This window comes from Pseudacidovorax sp. 1753, assembly GCF_040544975.1.
Classification (GTDB): Bacteria; Pseudomonadota; Gammaproteobacteria; order Burkholderiales; family Burkholderiaceae_C; genus Xenophilus.
The window spans coordinates 30,811-47,004 of record NZ_JBEPKY010000001.1 but is presented as its reverse complement, the minus strand read 5'-3'; the positions used below and the strand labels follow the sequence as shown (position 1 = coordinate 47,004).

The 16,194-nt window shown below is 70.9% G+C and carries 12 protein-coding genes; 9 read left to right on the top strand and 3 right to left on the bottom strand.

All coding sequences use genetic code 11. The annotated features are described in order from the left end of the window. Positions 1-78 precede the first annotated feature (78 nt). A complete protein-coding gene (locus ABIC63_RS00220) occupies positions 79-1,338 on the bottom strand; it encodes a nitrate- and nitrite sensing domain-containing protein (RefSeq protein ID WP_354318259.1) in 1,260 nt (419 codons plus the stop codon). A gap of 167 nt (positions 1,339-1,505) precedes the next feature. Between ABIC63_RS00220 and tsaD the strand changes: the two genes are divergently transcribed. Further along, on the top strand, positions 1,506-2,567 hold the full coding sequence (gene tsaD, locus ABIC63_RS00215; protein WP_354318258.1) for a tRNA (adenosine(37)-N6)-threonylcarbamoyltransferase complex transferase subunit TsaD: 1,062 nt from the start codon (positions 1,506-1,508) through the stop codon (positions 2,565-2,567). Here the strand turns inward: tsaD and ABIC63_RS00210 are convergent. Next, positions 2,506-3,573 carry a LacI family DNA-binding transcriptional regulator gene (locus ABIC63_RS00210; RefSeq protein ID WP_354318257.1) on the bottom strand — a complete coding sequence of 356 codons (1,068 nt, stop codon included), beginning with the start codon at positions 3,571-3,573 and terminating at the stop codon, positions 2,506-2,508. The two genes, tsaD and ABIC63_RS00210, sit on opposite strands and share 62 nt — an antisense overlap. Positions 3,574-3,760: 187 nt before the next feature. On the opposite strand from ABIC63_RS00210, the gene ptsP reads away from it, so the two are divergent. The 4 genes from ptsP (at position 3,761) to ABIC63_RS00190 (ending at position 10,092) form a co-directional block, all read left to right on the top strand. Further along, entirely contained in the window at positions 3,761-6,319 is a 2,559-nt protein-coding gene (gene ptsP, locus ABIC63_RS00205; protein WP_502935831.1) for a phosphoenolpyruvate--protein phosphotransferase, read from the top strand. Further along, positions 6,316-7,284, top strand: a complete 969-nt coding sequence (locus tag ABIC63_RS00200) for a 1-phosphofructokinase family hexose kinase (RefSeq protein ID WP_354318255.1) — start codon at positions 6,316-6,318, stop codon at positions 7,282-7,284. Before ptsP ends, ABIC63_RS00200 begins: the two co-directional genes overlap by 4 nt. 85 nt (positions 7,285-7,369) lie before the next feature. Beyond that, positions 7,370-9,142 (top strand): PTS fructose-like transporter subunit IIB, encoded by a 1,773-nt coding sequence (locus tag ABIC63_RS00195; RefSeq protein ID WP_354318254.1) that lies wholly within the window; start codon positions 7,370-7,372, stop codon positions 9,140-9,142. 107 nt (positions 9,143-9,249) lie between these two features. Then, a complete protein-coding gene (locus ABIC63_RS00190) occupies positions 9,250-10,092 on the top strand; it encodes a shikimate 5-dehydrogenase (protein WP_354318253.1) in 843 nt (280 codons plus the stop codon). Positions 10,093-10,190: 98 nt separating this feature from the next. On the opposite strand, the gene ABIC63_RS00185 is transcribed toward ABIC63_RS00190, so the two are convergent. Next, positions 10,191-10,565 (bottom strand): Hsp20/alpha crystallin family protein, encoded by a 375-nt coding sequence (locus tag ABIC63_RS00185; RefSeq protein ID WP_294367537.1) that lies wholly within the window; start codon positions 10,563-10,565, stop codon positions 10,191-10,193. Between the two features lie 126 nt (positions 10,566-10,691). Between ABIC63_RS00185 and ABIC63_RS00180 the strand changes: the two genes are divergently transcribed. The 4 genes from ABIC63_RS00180 to pnp all read left to right on the top strand — a co-directional run bounded on the left by ABIC63_RS00180 (position 10,692) and on the right by pnp (position 16,121). Next, positions 10,692-11,975, top strand: a complete 1,284-nt coding sequence (locus ABIC63_RS00180) for a branched-chain amino acid ABC transporter substrate-binding protein (RefSeq protein ID WP_354318252.1) — start codon at positions 10,692-10,694, stop codon at positions 11,973-11,975. 14 nt (positions 11,976-11,989) lie between these two features. After that, entirely contained in the window at positions 11,990-13,153 is a 1,164-nt protein-coding gene (locus ABIC63_RS00175; RefSeq protein ID WP_354318251.1) for a pyridoxal phosphate-dependent aminotransferase, read from the top strand. 140 nt (positions 13,154-13,293) lie between these two features. Beyond that, positions 13,294-13,560 (top strand): 30S ribosomal protein S15, encoded by a 267-nt coding sequence (gene rpsO / locus ABIC63_RS00170; RefSeq protein ID WP_017756937.1) that lies wholly within the window; start codon positions 13,294-13,296, stop codon positions 13,558-13,560. Positions 13,561-13,766: 206 nt separating this feature from the next. After that, positions 13,767-16,121: a polyribonucleotide nucleotidyltransferase gene (gene pnp / locus ABIC63_RS00165; RefSeq protein WP_294367546.1), complete on the top strand. Its 2,355-nt coding sequence runs from the start codon at positions 13,767-13,769 to the stop codon at positions 16,119-16,121. Positions 16,122-16,194 lie beyond the last annotated feature (73 nt).

Below are 16,194 nucleotides of genomic sequence, written 5' to 3'. Positions count from 1 at the left end.
TGCACCAAAAGCAGCTGTGGTGCGGGCGTCAGCGCCGGTTCTGTGTCAACCTGGGGCGCGGCTGCGCAGGGGCCCGGCTCAGCGCGGGGCGCTGCCGCCCAGCGGCAGGAAGTCGGCCATGGCCAGCACCGACTCCGCCACATCCACCAGGCGGCGGTTCTGGTTCATGGCGGTCTGGCGCAGCATCTTGTGCGCCTCTTCCTCGCTGAGCTGGCGGTGGGCCATCAGCAGGCCCTTGGCGCGCTCGACCACCTTGCGCTCGTTGAGCGAGGCGCGCACGGTCTGCAGTTCGTCGTTCATGGCCTGCAGGCGGCGCGACTGCTCCTGCACCATCTGCAGCACCGAACGCTCGAGGTTGCGACCGTAGCCGGTGGCGGGCGCTTCGGCGGTCTCGGCCGTGGCGTCGGCGAAGAAATCGCCGGGCGTCACGGCCTTGGCCTGCAGCGCCTCGTAGCGTTGCAGCTCGGCGCTGGCCTGCTCGATCTTCCGGCCGCACAGGGCGCGCAGCTCGCGCGCCAGGCCGTCCTCGATGGCCTGCATGGCGTCGATGCGGCGGGTGCAGCCCTCGAACCACAGCGGGCTGAGGTTGGCGTCCAGCACCGTGCCGGCGGGCGAGGTGCAGCCGATGCGGCGCAGGCGTTCCAGTTCGGCCAACTGGGTGGGTGCCTGGCTGGCCTGCCACTGGGCGCGCAGCGTCTCGTCGCTGAACTCGCAGAACAGGCCGAAGCAGCGCTCCTGCGATTCGATCAGGTGCAGCCACTGCTGGCGCTGGGCATCGTCGTTGCCGCCGCGCAGGAAGGCGGCGGCGCCAAAGGCGCGCTCCTGGCCGGCGAATTCCTTGCCCTGCATGAAATTGAACATGGCGACCAGCCAGCGAGAGATGTCCGGGTCGGTGGCGCCATCGGCCGCCTCGAACACCACCGCCAGCAGGCCGGCGATCAGCTTCACGAAGGCGGCGGTGGAGACGTCCGGCCCGATCGACAGCGCCTCGATGCGCGCGCGCAGGGCAGGCAGGGCGTCCAGCCCCTGCAGCACATAGGCAACCCGGGGAAAGAGGCGCGAGCCGCCCGCCAGCCGCCGCGGGTCGTCCACCAGCGGATCGAGGGCGGCGCGGACCTGCTGTTCCTTCGCGCGGCAATCGGCCATCTGTGCGGCCCGCTCGGCGGCGAAGCGCTGGCCGCCCGAGCCCAGGAAGACGTTGGTGATGCCGCGCTCGCGCTGCAGCGCATGCACCAGCCGGCCCAGCGTGCCCACCAGCTCGCTGGTACGGGCGAGCTGGTCGAGCTCGTCGATCTCGCAACGGCGGGCGGCGATCAGGAAGCCAAGGCTGGTCGTCATGGGTGAGGCGGCAATGAAGCAGGAAAACGCGGGGGCGAGAGCATGCCGCAAATTCCATGCCCCTCGGCCTGCAACCCCGCTGGCTCGCCGGCCTTGCACGCCGGGCCGGCGCAGGGGCATGGGGTTGCCGCCCGGCCCCGCGCGGGAGCGCCGCCTACACTGCCGCGATGCGCATCCTGGGCATCGAATCCTCCTGCGACGAAACGGGCGTGGCCCTCGTCGAGACCCTGTCCGACGGCGGCGTGCCGCGCCTGGCCGCCCACGCCCTGCACAGCCAGATCGCCATGCACCAGGCCTATGGCGGCGTGGTGCCCGAGCTGGCCAGCCGCGACCACATCCGCCGCGTGCTGCCCCTGACCGAGGCCGTGCTGGCCGAAGCCGGCTGGACGCGCGCCGACATCGACGTCGTCGCCTTCACCCGCGGCCCCGGCCTGGCCGGCGCGCTGTTGGTGGGCGCGGGCGTGGCCTGTGCGCTGGGCGCGGCGCTGGGCCGGCCGGTGCTGGGCGTGCATCACCTGGAAGGGCATCTGCTCTCGCCCTTCCTCAGCGTCGATCCGCCGCAGTTTCCCTTCGTCGCGCTGCTGGTGTCCGGCGGCCACACGCAGCTGATGCGGGTGGAAGGCGTCGGGCGCTACGAGCTGCTGGGCGAAACCATCGACGACGCTGCCGGCGAGGCCTTCGACAAAAGCGCCAAGCTGATGGGCCTGCCTTATCCGGGCGGGCCCTGGCTGTCGAAACTGGCGGAGGGCGGCGATGCGCAGGCCTTCAAGCTGCCACGGCCGCTGCTGCACAGCGGCGACCTGGATTTTTCCTTCGCCGGCCTCAAGACGGCGGTGCTCACGCAGACCAAGAAGCTGGGTGCCGAACTGGAAGCCCGCAAGGCCGACCTGGCCGCCTCGACCCAGGCGGCCATCGTCGAGGTGCTCGTGCGCAAGTCGCTCGCGGCGCTGGAGCGTACTGGCCTCAAGCGCCTGGTGGTGGCCGGTGGCGTCGGTGCCAACCGGCTGCTGCGCGAGCAGCTGAATGCCGCCTGTGCCAGGCGCAAGGTGCGCGTGCACTACCCGGAGCTGGCGCTGTGCACCGACAACGGCGCCATGATCGCGCTGGCCGCGGCCATGCGCATCCAGTCCGGCCTGTCGCAGCCGGAGGCGCGCTACGCCTTCGACGTCAAGCCGCGCTGGCCGCTGGATGCGCTGGCCGAGGCGGCGCCACCGTCGCCGACGGCCTGAGCACGCTCGATCCGCGCACCAGCAGCTCGCCTTCGAGCACGATGCGCCGCGGCGGCCGGCCGGGTTCGGCCATGCGCTGCAGCAGCAGTTCGGCCGCGGTCCGGCCGATGTCGGCGGTGGGCTGGGCCATCACGGTGACGGCCGGCTCGGGCAGGGTGGTCCAGTCGTTGTTGTCGAAGCCGGCGATGGCCACGTCCTCGGGCATGGCCAGGCTGGCCTCGCGCACCGCCTTCCAGGCCCCTAATAGAAGAAGGCCGTTGGTGGCCAGCAATGCGTCCGGGCGCTCGGCCTGGGCCAGCAGCGTGGCGGCGGCCGCCTGGCCTTCGGCCGCCAGGGGGCGCAGGGCCACCACCTGCGGCTGCAGGCCGGCCTCGCGCATGGCGGCCTCGTAGCCGGCCTGGCGCTCGCGGCCGGTGCTGCTGCGCGAGCCTGCCAGCAGCGCGATGCGGCGGCAGCCCTGCGCGATCAGGTGCTCGGTCAGGCGACGGGCGGCAGGGGCGTTGTCCAGCAGCACCAGGTCGCTGGGCGTGCTGCCTTCGGGCGCCCGGTCGACCATCACCACGGGAAAGGGGTGCTGCCCCGCGCGGAATCGCCGCGTCAGCTCCAGCGTGGGCGAGAGGATCACGCCGCTGGCCTGCTCGTCTGCCATCAGCTCCAGGTAGGACTGTTCCTTGGCCGGGTCTTCGTCGCTGTTGCACAGGATCAGGCGCAGGCCGTGGCGGTAGGCGATGTCTTCCACCGCCCGGCTGATCTCGGTGAAGAAGGGGTTGCGGATGTCCGAGACGATCAGCCCGATGAGCGAGGCCCGCTGCTGCCGCAGCCGCCGCGCGGCCAGGTTGGGCCGGTAGCCCAGCTCGTCGATGGCCTGCTGCACGCGCTGGCGCAGGTCGGGTCGCACCGCCTCGGGGTGGCTCAGCACCCGCGAGACGGTGGTGGTGGAGGCGCCGGCGCGTTCGGCGACGTCCTTGATGCTGGCGCTCTGGCGATGCGGCAGGGGCTGCGTCATGGGTGAAGGCTGAAATCGATACCAGGATTCTGCATTCCGAGGACGGCGAGGCGATGAAGGTTCTATCGCCTGAATCTCGGTGTTTACCCTGATTTTTGAGACATATCAGCGGGTTTTGGTGGACAGCCGGGCGCCCGTTTCGATAATTCCATCATTGGTATCGATTCCAAAACTTTCAGGAGACGGTATGGATCTTCCCGTGCAAGTCCAACTCGCCGCCACGGTCGCCGACCGTGAGGCCGCCATCCGCGCCGCCGGCGCCCTGCTGGTTCAGGCCGGCTTCTGCGACCCCGCCTATGCCGACAGCCTGCTGCGTCGCGAGCAGGTCGCCACCACCTACATGGGCCGCGGCCTGGCCGTGCCGCACGGCATGGTGGAAGACAAGGGCCTGGTGCGCCGCACCGGCCTGGCTGTCGTGCAGGTGCCGGGCGGCGTCGCCTGGGATGCGCCCGACCACCGCGTGCAGCTCGTGGTGGCGGTGGCCGCAGCTTCCGACCAGCACATCGCCGTGCTGCGCCGCCTGACCCGGCTGATGGCCGATGGCCAGCGCCTCGAAGCCCTGGCCGCCACCGGCAATGCGGAAGAGATCGTGGCCGCGCTCACCCGCGACGGCGCCGCCCCCGTCGCCACCGCCGTGCCCGAAGACCTGCCGATGGCGCAGGACGTGGTGCTCGACTACCCGAACGGCCTGCATGCCCGCCCTGCCACGCAGTGGGCGCAGGTGGCCTCGCGCTTTCTGGCCGAGCTGCGCGTGCGCCATGGCGACACCGTGGCCGACGCCCGCAGCATGCCCGCGCTGCTGGGCCTGGGCGCTGGCCGCGGCGCGCGCCTGCGCATCTCGGCCGCCGGCCCGGACGCCGCGCAGGCGCTGGCCGCCCTCAAGGACGTGATCGTGCGCCTGGCGCAGGACGAAAAACGCCAGGCCGAGCAGGCCGCCGCCCGCGAGAAGCAGGCCCACGGCCTGGGCCGCGAACTGGCCGGCTGGCAACCCGAGGCACGCCAGCACATCGGCGGCATCGCCGCCAGCCCAGGCCTGGTGATCGGCACGCTGGTGATGGCCGACGCGCCCGCGCTGGAGGTGGCCGACCAGCCCGGCCAGGGCGTGGCCGCCGCCGCCGCGGCGCTCGACGAGGCCCTGGCCGCTGCCGAGGCCGAGCTGGTTGCGCTGGCCGAAGGCGCGCGCCGCAAGAACGCCGCCGAGCAGGCCGGCATCTTCGAGGCGCACCGCCAGATCCTGGCCCACCCGGAACTGCTGCGCGACGCCACCCGGCTGGTCGTGCAGGGCCACGGTGCCGCCTGGTCCTGGCGCCATGCGCTGGCCGGCCATGTGGCGGCCCAGCGCGCCGTCGCCGACCCGGTGCTGGCTGCCCGCGCCGCCGACCTGCAGGACGTGGGCGACCGCGTGCTGCGCGCCCTGGTGGGCGAGGCCGGCGCCGCCGCGCAGGACCCGTCGCGCTGGCCCGCCGACAGCCTGCTGCTGGCCGACGACCTGTCGCCCTCGGTCACGGCGCAGATCGACGTGCAACGCGTCAAGGGCTTCTGCACCGCCCGCGGCGGCCCGACCGCCCACACCGCCATCCTGGCGCGCGCCCTGGGCCTGCCGGCCGTGGTGGCCGCCGGTCCCGGCGTGCTCGCGGCCCGCAGCGGCGAGCGCGCCATCCTCGACGGCTACCGTGGCCAGCTGCACATCGGCCCCAGCGACGAAGCGCTGGCCCAGGCCCAGGCCATGATCGACCGCCTGGCCCGTCGCCAGGCGGAAGAGGCCCGCAGCCGTCTGCAGCCGGTGACCACGCTGGACGGCCACGGCCTGGAGATCGCCGCCAACATCAACAAGCCCGAGCAGGTGGCCAAGGCGCTGGACCATGGCGCCGAGAGCGTGGGCCTGATGCGCACCGAATTCCTCTTCCTGGAGCGCGACCATGTGCCCGATGAAGAGGAGCAGTACGCGGTCTACCGCGACATGGTGCGCGCCCTGGGCGGCCGTCCGCTGATCGTCCGTACGCTGGACATCGGCGGCGACAAGCAGGTGCCGCACCTGGACCTGCCGGTGGAGGAGAACCCCTTCCTCGGCCTGCGCGGCGCCCGCCTGTGCCTGGCCCGCGACGACCTGATGCTGCCGCAGCTGCGCGCTCTGGTGCGCGCCGCGCAGGAAGGGCCGCTGTCGCTGATGTTCCCCATGATCAGCACCCTCGACGAAGTGCGTCGCCTGCGCGAGCGCCTGAGCGAGGTGCAGCAGTCGCTGGGCCTGTCGCCCGAGCAGGGCGGCCGGCGCATTCCGGTGGGCATCATGATCGAGGTGCCTTCCGCTGCCATGATGGCCGACCGTCTTTCGCCGCATGTGGACTTCTTCTCCATCGGCACCAACGACCTGACGCAGTACGCGCTGGCGGTGGACCGCCAGCATCCGCAACTGGCCACCATGGCCGACAGCCTGCATCCGGCCGTGCTGCGCTTGGTCGCGCAGACGGTGGACGGCGCGCGCCGCCATGGCCGCTGGGTGGGCGTGTGCGGGGGCCTGGCCGGCGAGCCGCTGGGCGCGGCCTTGCTGGCCGGCCTGGGCGTGCAGGAATTGAGCATGAGCGTGGGCGACATCGCTGGCGTCAAGGCGCTGCTGCGCCGCCACAGCCTGGTTGAGCTGCAGGCGCTGGCGAAGTCGGCGCTGGACATGGACGACGGCGGCGCCGTGCGCGCCCTGGCCGCGCAACTGCGCGACACCGCGCCGGCTGGCGACGAGGTGGCGGCATGACGTCCACCGCGATGCAGCTGATCACGGTCACGCCCAACCCGGCGATCGACCACACCGTCTCGCTCGACCGGCTGGAGCCCGGCGCCGTGCACCGGGCCCGTGCCGAGCAGTTCGAGGCCGGCGGCAAGGGGATCGGCGTGGCGGCCGTCGCCGCAGCGCTGGGCCTGCGCACTGCCGCCTCGGGCTGGCTGGGCGACCAGAACCCGCATCTCTTCGAGCACGCCTTCGCCGAGCGCGGCATCGCCGACGCCATGGTGCGCGTGCCGGGCCGCACCCGCACCAACATCAAGCTGGCCGACGCCGCGCGCGGCGACAGCACCGACATCAACCTGGCCGGCATCGCCTTCGACGCCCAAGCTACCGCGCAGGCCGAAGCCGCGCTGCTGGCGCGCCTGGCGCCGCTGGTGGGCGAGGGCACCTGGTGCACCCTGGCCGGCAGCCTGCCGCCCGGCGTGGGCGTCGAGAGCCTGCTGCGCCTGGCCGAGGCGCTGCGCGCCAGCGGCGCCCGCCTGATGGTGGACACCGGCGGCAAGGTGCTGGGCGAGCTGCTCGACCGCCTGCCCGCCGCGCCCGACTTCCTCAAGCCCAACCGCGCCGAACTGGAAGAGCTGGTCGGCCAGCCGCTGCCCGCTGCGGCCGACGTGGCGCGCGCCGCACTGGCGCTGCGCGCGCGCGGTGTCGGCCGGGTGGTCGTCTCGCTGGGTGGCGACGGCGCCGTCATCGCGGGCGAGGGCGGCTGCTGGCTGGCCCGGCCGCCGCGCGTGCCGGTGGCCACCACCGTTGGCGCCGGCGATGCGCTGGTGGCCGGCACGCTGGCGGCGCTGGTCGAAGGCCGCGACTTCCCCGAAGCCGGGGTCTTCGGCATGGCCTGCGCCGCTGCACGCATCCAGCGCATCGCGCCCGGGCTGCCGCCGCGGGCCGAGATCGAGGTCCTGGCCGCGCGCATCGCGCTGCAGCCGGTCTGACCGGCATCGAAGCCGCCGACGCCCCATTCAAGATTCCGTTATCCCTTCTGTCACTCACCCCACCAAGACCCCGCCAGGAGACACCATGGCCTCACTCATCGCCATTGCCGCCAGCCAGGCCGGACCCGCGCACAGCTTCATGCTGGGCGAGGTGCTGGCCGACGCCGCCCGCCAGCTCGGGCACGACCTGAAGCTGCAGGTGCAGAGCTCGCTCGGCACCCAGGGCCAGCTCTCGGCCGCGGAACTCGCCCAGGCTTCGGCCGTCATCGTGGCGGCTGACGCCGGTGCCGCCGTGGACCGCAGCGCGCTGCCCGCCGGCCGTGTGCTGGACGTGGCGCCCGACGCCGTGTTCCGCGATGCCGGCGCCGTGCTCCGCCAGGCGCTGGCCCTGGCCGGTGCGCCGGCTTCGGCTCCGGCCGCCGCAGCACCTGTGGCGGCGGCCGCTGCCGGCCGGCCACTGAAGATCGTCGCCATCACCTCCTGCCCCACCGGCGTGGCCCACACCTTCATGGCTGCCGAGGCGCTGGAGCAGGGCGCCAAGGCCCTGGGTCATCAGATCCAGGTGGAGACGCAGGGCTCGGTCGGCGCGCAGAACACGCTCGGCGCCCAGACCATCGACGAGGCCGATCTGGTGCTGATCGCCGCCGACACCCAGGTGGACCGCAGCCGCTTCGCCGGCAAGCGCCTGCATTCCTCGGGCACCAAGGCTGCCATCCACGACGCGCAGGGCCTGATCGCCAAGGCACAGGCCGAGGCGGCCGTCTGGGGCGGGGAGGGCGCCGCGGCTGCCGCATCCACCGCCGCAGCCGGCGCCAAGCCGGCGGGCAAGGTCGCGGCCACCGGCCCCTACAAGCACCTGATGACCGGCGTCTCCTTCATGCTGCCCTTCGTGGTGGCGGGCGGCCTGCTGATCGCGCTCGCCTTCGCGCTGGGCGGCATCTATGTCTACGACGACGCGCACAAGGGCACGCTGGGCTGGACGCTGTTCCAGATCGGCGCCAAGGGCGGCTTCGCGCTGATGGTGCCGGCGCTGGCCGGCTACATCGCCTTCTCCATCGCCGACCGGCCCGGGATCGCGCCCGGCATGATCGGCGGCCTGCTGGCGGGTACCGTCGGCGCCGGTTTCCTGGGCGGCATCGCCGCGGGCTTCATCGCCGGCTATTCGGTGAACGCGCTCAACCACTGGATCCGCCTGCCGCGCGGGCTGGAGGGCCTGAAGCCCGTGCTGATCCTGCCGCTGCTGGGGGCGGCCATCACGGGCGTGGCCATGATGCTGGTGATCGGCCAGCCGGTGGCGGCCATCATGGCGGCGCTGACCGACTGGCTCAAGGGCATGCAGACCAGCAGCGCCGTGCTGCTGGGCATCACGCTGGGCGCCATGATGGCGGCCGACATGGGCGGGCCGATCAACAAGGCGGCCTATGTGTTCTCCACCACGCTGATCGCCTCGGGCGTGGCCACCCCGATGGCCGCGGCCATGGCCGCCGGCATGGTGCCACCGCTGGGCATCGCGCTGGCCTGCCGCCTCTTCGCCAGCCGCTTCACGCCCGATGAGCGCGAGGCCAGCAAGGCCGCCGCGGTGCTGGGCCTGGCCTTCATCACCGAGGGCGCGATTCCCTATGTGGCGCGCGATCCGCTGCGCGTGATTCCGGCCTGTGTACTGGGCTCGGCCACCGCCGGCGCGCTGTCGATGATGTGGGGCATCGCCCTGCAGGCGCCGCATGGTGGCGTGTTCGTGCTGGCCATTCCCAATGCGGTCAACCATGTCGTCCTGTATGCGCTGGCCATCCTGATCGGCAGTGTGGTGACGGCGCTGGCGCTGGGTGCGTTCAAGAAGAAGGTGGTGGTGGCGGCCTGATTCAGCGCACACCGCCTTCCGCCAGCGGCGGGCCTGTGCATGCGCAGGCCCGCCGCCTTTTTTTGGCGCGTTAAGCTGCGCCGCCTGATTTCCAAGGAGAGCCATCCATGAGTGCTGCGAAGGACATGCGCCTGACCCTCAGCCGCGACACCAGACTGTGCATGTCGCTGTCGGGCCGGCCGAGCAACTTCGGCACCCGGCTGCACAACCACCTGTACCAGGCGCTGGGCCTGGACTATGTCTACAAGGCCTTCACCACCACCGACCTGCCGGCCGCCATCGGTGGCGTGCGCGCCCTGGGCGTGCGGGGCTGCGCGGTGTCCATGCCCTTCAAGGAGGCCTGCATTCCGTTGCTGGACGAGCTGACACCCTCGGCCGCGCGGCTGCAGTCGGTCAACACCATCGTCAACACGGACGGGCGGCTGGTGGCCTACAACACCGACTACATCGCCGTGGCGGCGCTGCTGAAGTCGCACGGCGTGCCGCCGGGCACGCCCTTCGTGCTGCGCGGCAGCGGCGGCATGGGCCGGGCGGTGGCCGCGGCCCTGGTGGACCATGGCCTGGGCCCCGGCATGCTGGTGGCGCGCAACGCCGACAGCGGCCGGGCCGTGGCCAATCTGCATGGCCTGAAGTGGCAGCCCGAGTTGCCGGCGGAGGCACCGGGCGCGGTGCTGGTCAACGTCACGCCGCTGGGCATGGCGGGCGCGCCGGAGTCCGAGGCGCAGGCCTTCCCCGATGCGCTGATCGCCGAGGCGGCCTGGGTGTTCGACGTGGTGGCGCTGCCCTCCGAGACACCGCTGGTGCGCGCCACACGCCGGCTGGGCCGGCCGGTGATCACGGGCGAGGAGGTGATGGTGCTGCAGGCGGTGGAGCAGTTTGCGCTCTACACGGGTGTGCGGCCGGATGCGGCGCGGGTGGCCGAGGCCGCCGCCTTCGCGCGGGCCGGCTGAGCGACACGCATGCAGCGCCTGCGCTGACCACGAAGAAGCGGCCTCCGAGGAGGCCGTTCTTCATGGGGTGCGCTGAGCGCCCCCGTCCAACGTAAGACTCAGGCGATGGTCAGCTGCGTGACCTTGCTCACCGGCGCCAGGCGGGCCAGCTTCAGGGTCAGAACGCCGTTTTCCAGCTTGGCTTCGCTGGCGGCGGTGTCAATCTCCTGCGGCAGCTCGTAGGCGGCCTTGTACTGGCGCTTGGCTTCGGCGCGGGTCTCGATGCGCACCACCTGGCCTTCGATGCCCACGCCCAGGTCTTCACGGGCGATGCCGGGCACGTCCAGGCTCAGGGTCCAGCCCTGCTCGGTGCTTTCGACCTGCACGCCGCGGGCGGTCGGGAAGAAGGCGTCGTTGACGAAGCGCTCGAAGCCGCGGTCGAAGCTGCGGGGCGAGGCGAGGGCGGCGGAACGGATGGCGGGTGCGAACAGCATGTGTTTCTCCAGTCTGAAAGAGGGTCGATCCAGGGGCGCAGGATGCGCCCCTTACACTGCGCGGCCTTTCAGTCGTGAGTGCCGCTTGAGACCTATCTAGGCACCCTCCCAGCGGCTTTCAAGAGCATGTCCCAGACCTATATTTCTCGTCGTCGCGTCTTGAAAAGCGGCGCGGCGGCGCTATGTGCATCGACCCTCGGCGGCCTGGCCCGCGCGCAGGGCGGGGCGCCCATCCGGCTGGCCCTGGTCGAGAGCCTGAGCGGCCCCTTCGCCAACACGGGCGAGGCCGTCTTCCGCAACCTGCTGTGGGCCGTGGAGCGCGTCAACGCCCGCGGCGGCGTCCCGCTGCCGGGCGGTGCGCGTCCGCTGCAACTGGACCGCTATGACAGCAAGGGCCAGACCGAAGAGGCGCTGTCGGCCCTGCGTGCTGCCATCGACAACGGCGCGCAGGCGGTGCTGCAGGGCAACTCCTCGGCCACCGCCGCAGCCATCCTGGATGCGGTGGACAAGCACAACGAGCGGGACGCGCGCCGGCGGCTGCTCTTCCTCAACTACTCGGCGGTGGACCCGATCCTCACCAACGAGCGCTGCAGCTTCTGGCACTTCCGTTTCGACGCCCATGCCGACATGCGCATCGCCGCGCTGATGGCCGTGTTCAAGGAAGACCGCGCCGTGGGCAGCGCCTACCTGATCGGCCAGGATTACAGCTTCGGCCAGGCCGTGCTGCGCGAGAGCCGCCGCCGCATCACCGAGCTGCGGCCGGACGTGCGCATCGTGGGCGAGGAACTGCACCCCATGGGCAAGGTGAAGGACTTCGCGCCCTACGCCGTGAAGATCAAGGCGAGCGGCGCCCAGGCCGTGTTCACCGGCAACTGGGGCAACGACCTGACGCTGCTGGTCAAGGCGGCGCGCGAGGTCGGCTTCGAGGGCAAGTTCTACACCTTCTACGGCAATGCGCTGGGCGCGCCGGCGGCGCTGGGCGATGCCGGCGTGGGCAAGGTGATCGCCGTGGCGGACTGGCTGCCCAACGTGCCCACGCCGGAGTCGGCGGCCTTCTACAAGAGCTTCCGCGCGCGCTTCCCGAGCCCGGCGGACGACTATGTGCACATGCGCATGCAACTGATGATCGAGGCGCTGGCGCAGTCCATCGCCCAAGCCGGAAGCACCGAAGCGGCCTCCGTCGCGGCCCGACTGGAGAACGCCAAGGTGTCGCTCGCCGGGCGCAGCGGGCGCATGCGGGCGGCGGACCACCAGTTCCAGCAGCCGCTGGTCGTGGGCCTGATGGACCGCCAGGGCACGCCGGGCGTGACCTTCGACGTCGAAGGCTCGGGCTACGGCTTCCGCGTCATCAAGGACATCGCGCCTGAAGTGGCCGAGCTCCCGACAACCTGCCGCATGCAGCGGCCCTGATCCCGAGGACACCCATGCGCCAAGCCATCGACAACCTCGAAGCCTCCAAGATCCGCGAAGTCGCCAACGCCGGCATGGGCCGCAGCGACGTGCTGGCCTTCTGGTTCGGCGAGAGCGACGAAGTCACGCCCGAGCCGGTGCGCCGGGCCGCCATCGACTCCATCGAGCGCGGCGAGACCTTCTACGCCCACAACCTGGGCCTGCCCGAGCTGCGCGAAGCCATCGCGCGCTATGCCTCGCGGCTGCACCCGGCCGTGGGCATGGAACGCATCGCCGTCACCTCCGGCGGCGTCAGCGCGCTCATGATCGCCGTGCAGGCGCTGGTGGACCCGGGCGACGAGGTGGTGGCGGTGACGCCGGTCTGGCCCAACCTGACGGCGCAGCCGGCCATCCTGGGCGCCACGGTGCGCTGCCTGCCACTGGCGCCGGTCGACGGCACCTGGACGCTGGACCTGGCGGCCCTGCGCGCCGCCGTAACGCCCGCCACGCGCCTGCTGATCCTGAACGCGCCCAACAACCCGACCGGCTGGACGCTCACGCGGGCCGAGCAGCAGGCCATCCTGGACCACTGCCGCGCCACCGGCACCTGGATCCTGGCCGACGAGGTCTACGAGCGCCTGTATTTCGCCGGCGACACGGCCAATGGCTGCGCCCCCAGCTTCCTGGACCTCGCCGCGGCGGACGACCGGCTGGTGGTGGCGCACAGCTTTTCCAAGAGCTTCCTGATGACCGGCTGGCGGCTGGGCTGGCTGGTGGTGCCGCCGACGCTGCTGGATGCGGTGGGCAAGCTGATCGAGTTCAACACCTCCTGTGCCAGCGTGTTCAGCCAGCGCGCGGGCATCGCCGCCCTGGCGCACGAGGCCGAGATCACGCCGCGCGTGGTGGCGCACCTGCAGTCCTGCCGCGACACGCTGGTGCCGCTGCTGCAGGGATTGCCGGGCCTGAAGGTGTCGAGCGCCAAGGGCGGCATGTACGCCTTCTTCCAGATCGAGGGCGCGGCCGATTCGCTGGCGCTGGCCAAGCGCCTGGTGACCGAAGCTGGCCTGGGCCTGGCCCCCGGCAATGCCTTCGCGCCGGAGGCGCAGGGCTGGCTGCGCTGGTGTTTCGCCTCGCGGGACACCGGCCGGCTGGTGCAGGGCGTGGAGCGGCTTTCGGGTTGGCTGACCAGAAACTGCTAGAATTTCAAGGCTTTGCGCGTTGCAAAGCTCCACGGCACCCCCGGTTCCAGGGAGTGCCGCAAGTCAACAACCCCGCGCCCACGGCCATGCGTCTCAACCCCGCAGGCCGCCTCAGGTCGGGAATCACAGGACACATCATCATGATTTCTTTCGAAAAGAAGGCCGAGGTCGTCAAGGCCAATGCCCGCGCTGCCAACGACACCGGCAGTCCCGAAGTGCAGGTTGCCCTGCTCACGGCTCGCATCAACGAGCTGACCCCCCACTTCAAGCAGCATGCCAAGGACCATCACGGTCGCCGCGGCCTGCTGCGCATGGTGAGCCGCCGCCGCAAGCTGCTGGACTACCTGAAGTCCAAGGACGCCGAACGCTACACCGCCCTGATCGCCAAGCTGGGCCTGCGCAAGTAAGCCGCTTCGCATCGCACGAACGCCTGAGTTAGCCCGCTAGCTCAGGCGTTTTTAACTTCGGAGACCGCAGAACGGATCGAAGCTGTGTCATTCCAACGGGCCCCTCGCGCGAGGGCTTCGCTGGAATGGCATCGTGTTCCGCCCCTGCGCTCCGCCACCCGCGGACCGGCCTCGACGCCGGTACCGCACCACCCAAGGAGCAGAGCATGAGCCTCTTCAACAAAGTCACCAAGAGCTTCCAGTGGGGCGACAAGACCGTCGTCATGGAAACCGGCGAGATCGCCCGCCAGGCCACCGGCGCCGTGCTGGTGGACATCGACGGCACCGTGGTGCTGGCCACCGTCGTCGCCTCCAAGTCGGCCAAGCCGGGCCAGGACTTCTTCCCGCTGACCGTCGACTACATCGAGAAGACCTACGCCGCCGGCAAGATCCCCGGCAGCTTCTTCAAGCGCGAAGCCAAGCCCAGCGAACTCGAGACGCTGACCAGCCGCCTGATCGACCGCCCGATCCGCCCGCTGTTCCCCGAAGGCTTCCTGAACGAAGTGCACGTGGTGATCCACACGCTGTCGCTCAACCCCGAAGTCGACGCCGACATCGCCGCCATGATCGCCGTGAGCGCCGCCCTGTCGGTCTCGGGCATTCCGTTCAGCGGCCCCATCGGTGCCGCGCGCGTGGGCTACATCAACGGCCAGTACGTGCTGAACCCGGGCAAGACCGCCCGTGCCGACTCGCAGATGGATCTGGTGGTCGCCGGTACCGAAGCCGCCGTGCTGATGGTCGAATCCGAAGCGCTGCAACTGTCCGAAGAGATCATGCTGGGCGCCGTGGTCTTCGGCCACGAGCAGGGCAAGATCGCCATCGAGGCCATCCACCAGCTGACCCGTGAAGCCGGCAAGCCGCTGTGGACCGAGAACGGCACCTGGGCGCCCGAAGCCAAGGACGAGGCCTTCGAATCCAAGATTAAGGGCCTGGCTGAAGAGAAGCTGCGTGCCGTCTACCAGATCCGCAGCAAGCAGGCCCGCACGCAGGCCCTGCGCGAAGCCAATGCCAGCGTCTTCGAGGCACTGAAGGCCGAAGGCGCCGAGTTCGACGCCGGCAAGGTCAGCGACCTGCTGTTCGCCATCGAGGCCAACATCGTGCGCAGCCAGATCCTGCAGGGCGAGCCCCGCATCGACGGCCGCGACACGCGCACCGTGCGCCCCATCGAGATCCGCAACAGCGTGCTGCCCCGCACCCACGGCTCGGCCCTGTTCACCCGCGGCGAGACGCAGGCGCTGGTCGTGACCACCCTGGGCACCGAGCGCGACGCGCAGCGCATCGACGCGCTGGCCGGCGAGTTCGAGGACCGCTTCCTGTTTCACTACAACATGCCTCCCTTCGCCACCGGCGAAGTGGGCCGCATGGGCTCCACCAAGCGCCGCGAAGTGGGCCACGGCCGTCTGGCCAAGCGTGCCCTGGTGGCCGTGCTGCCGCAGAAGGACGAGTTCCCCTACACCATCCGCGTGGTCAGCGAGATCACCGAATCCAACGGCTCCTCGTCGATGGCCTCGGTGTGCGGCGGCTGCCTGTCGATGATGGACGCCGGCGTGCCGCTGAAGGCGCACGTGGCCGGCATCGCCATGGGCCTGATCAAGGACGGCAACAAGTTCGCCGTGCTGACCGACATCCTGGGCGATGAAGATCACCTGGGCGACATGGACTTCAAGGTGGCCGGCACGACCAACGGCATCACCGCCCTGCAGATGGACATCAAGATCCAGGGCATCACCAAGGAAATCATGCAGGTCGCCCTGGCCCAGGCCAAGGAAGCGCGCATGCACATCCTGGGCAAGATGCAGGACGCCATGGGCGAGGCCAAGGCCGAGATCTCGTCCTTCGCGCCCAAGCTCTACACGATGAAGATCAACCCCGAGAAGATCCGCGACGTGATCGGCAAGGGCGGCGCCACCATCCGCGCGCTGACCGAAGAGACCGGTTGCCAGATCAACATCGAGGAAGACGGCACCATCACCATCGCGGCGACCGACGCCGCCAAGGCCGACGTGGCCAAGCAGCGCATCGAGCAGATCACGGCCGAAGTCGAGATCGGCAAGATCTACGAAGGCCCGGTCACCAAGATCCTGGACTTCGGCGCGCTGATCAACCTGCTGCCCGGCAAGGACGGCCTGCTGCACATCAGCCAGATCGCCCACGAGCGTGTCGAGAAGGTCACCGACTACCTCAGTGAAGGCCAGATCGTGAAGGTCAAGGTGCTCGAGACCGACGACAAGGGCCGCGTCAAGCTGTCGATGAAGGCGCTGGCCGAGCGTCCGGCCGGCATGCCCGAGTTCGGCGACCGCCCGCCGCGCGAAGACCGTGGCGATCGTCGCGAGCGTGGTGATCGCGGCGACCGTGGTGATCGCCGTGACCGTCCGCCGCGCGAAGAGCGCCAGCCGCGTGTGGAGCCCGGCAACAGCCAGGAGCCCACGGCTGACGCGGCGGCCGCAGCGGCGGCACAACAGCAGCAGGCCGCACCGCAGGGCGCCCAAGGCGGCGCCCTGGCGCCCGATCAGCAAGGCTGATCGGCCTTGACCGGAGGCCGGCAGACCACCTCGCGTGGCCTGCCGGCTTTCGTCCATCACTGCCCTGAACAGG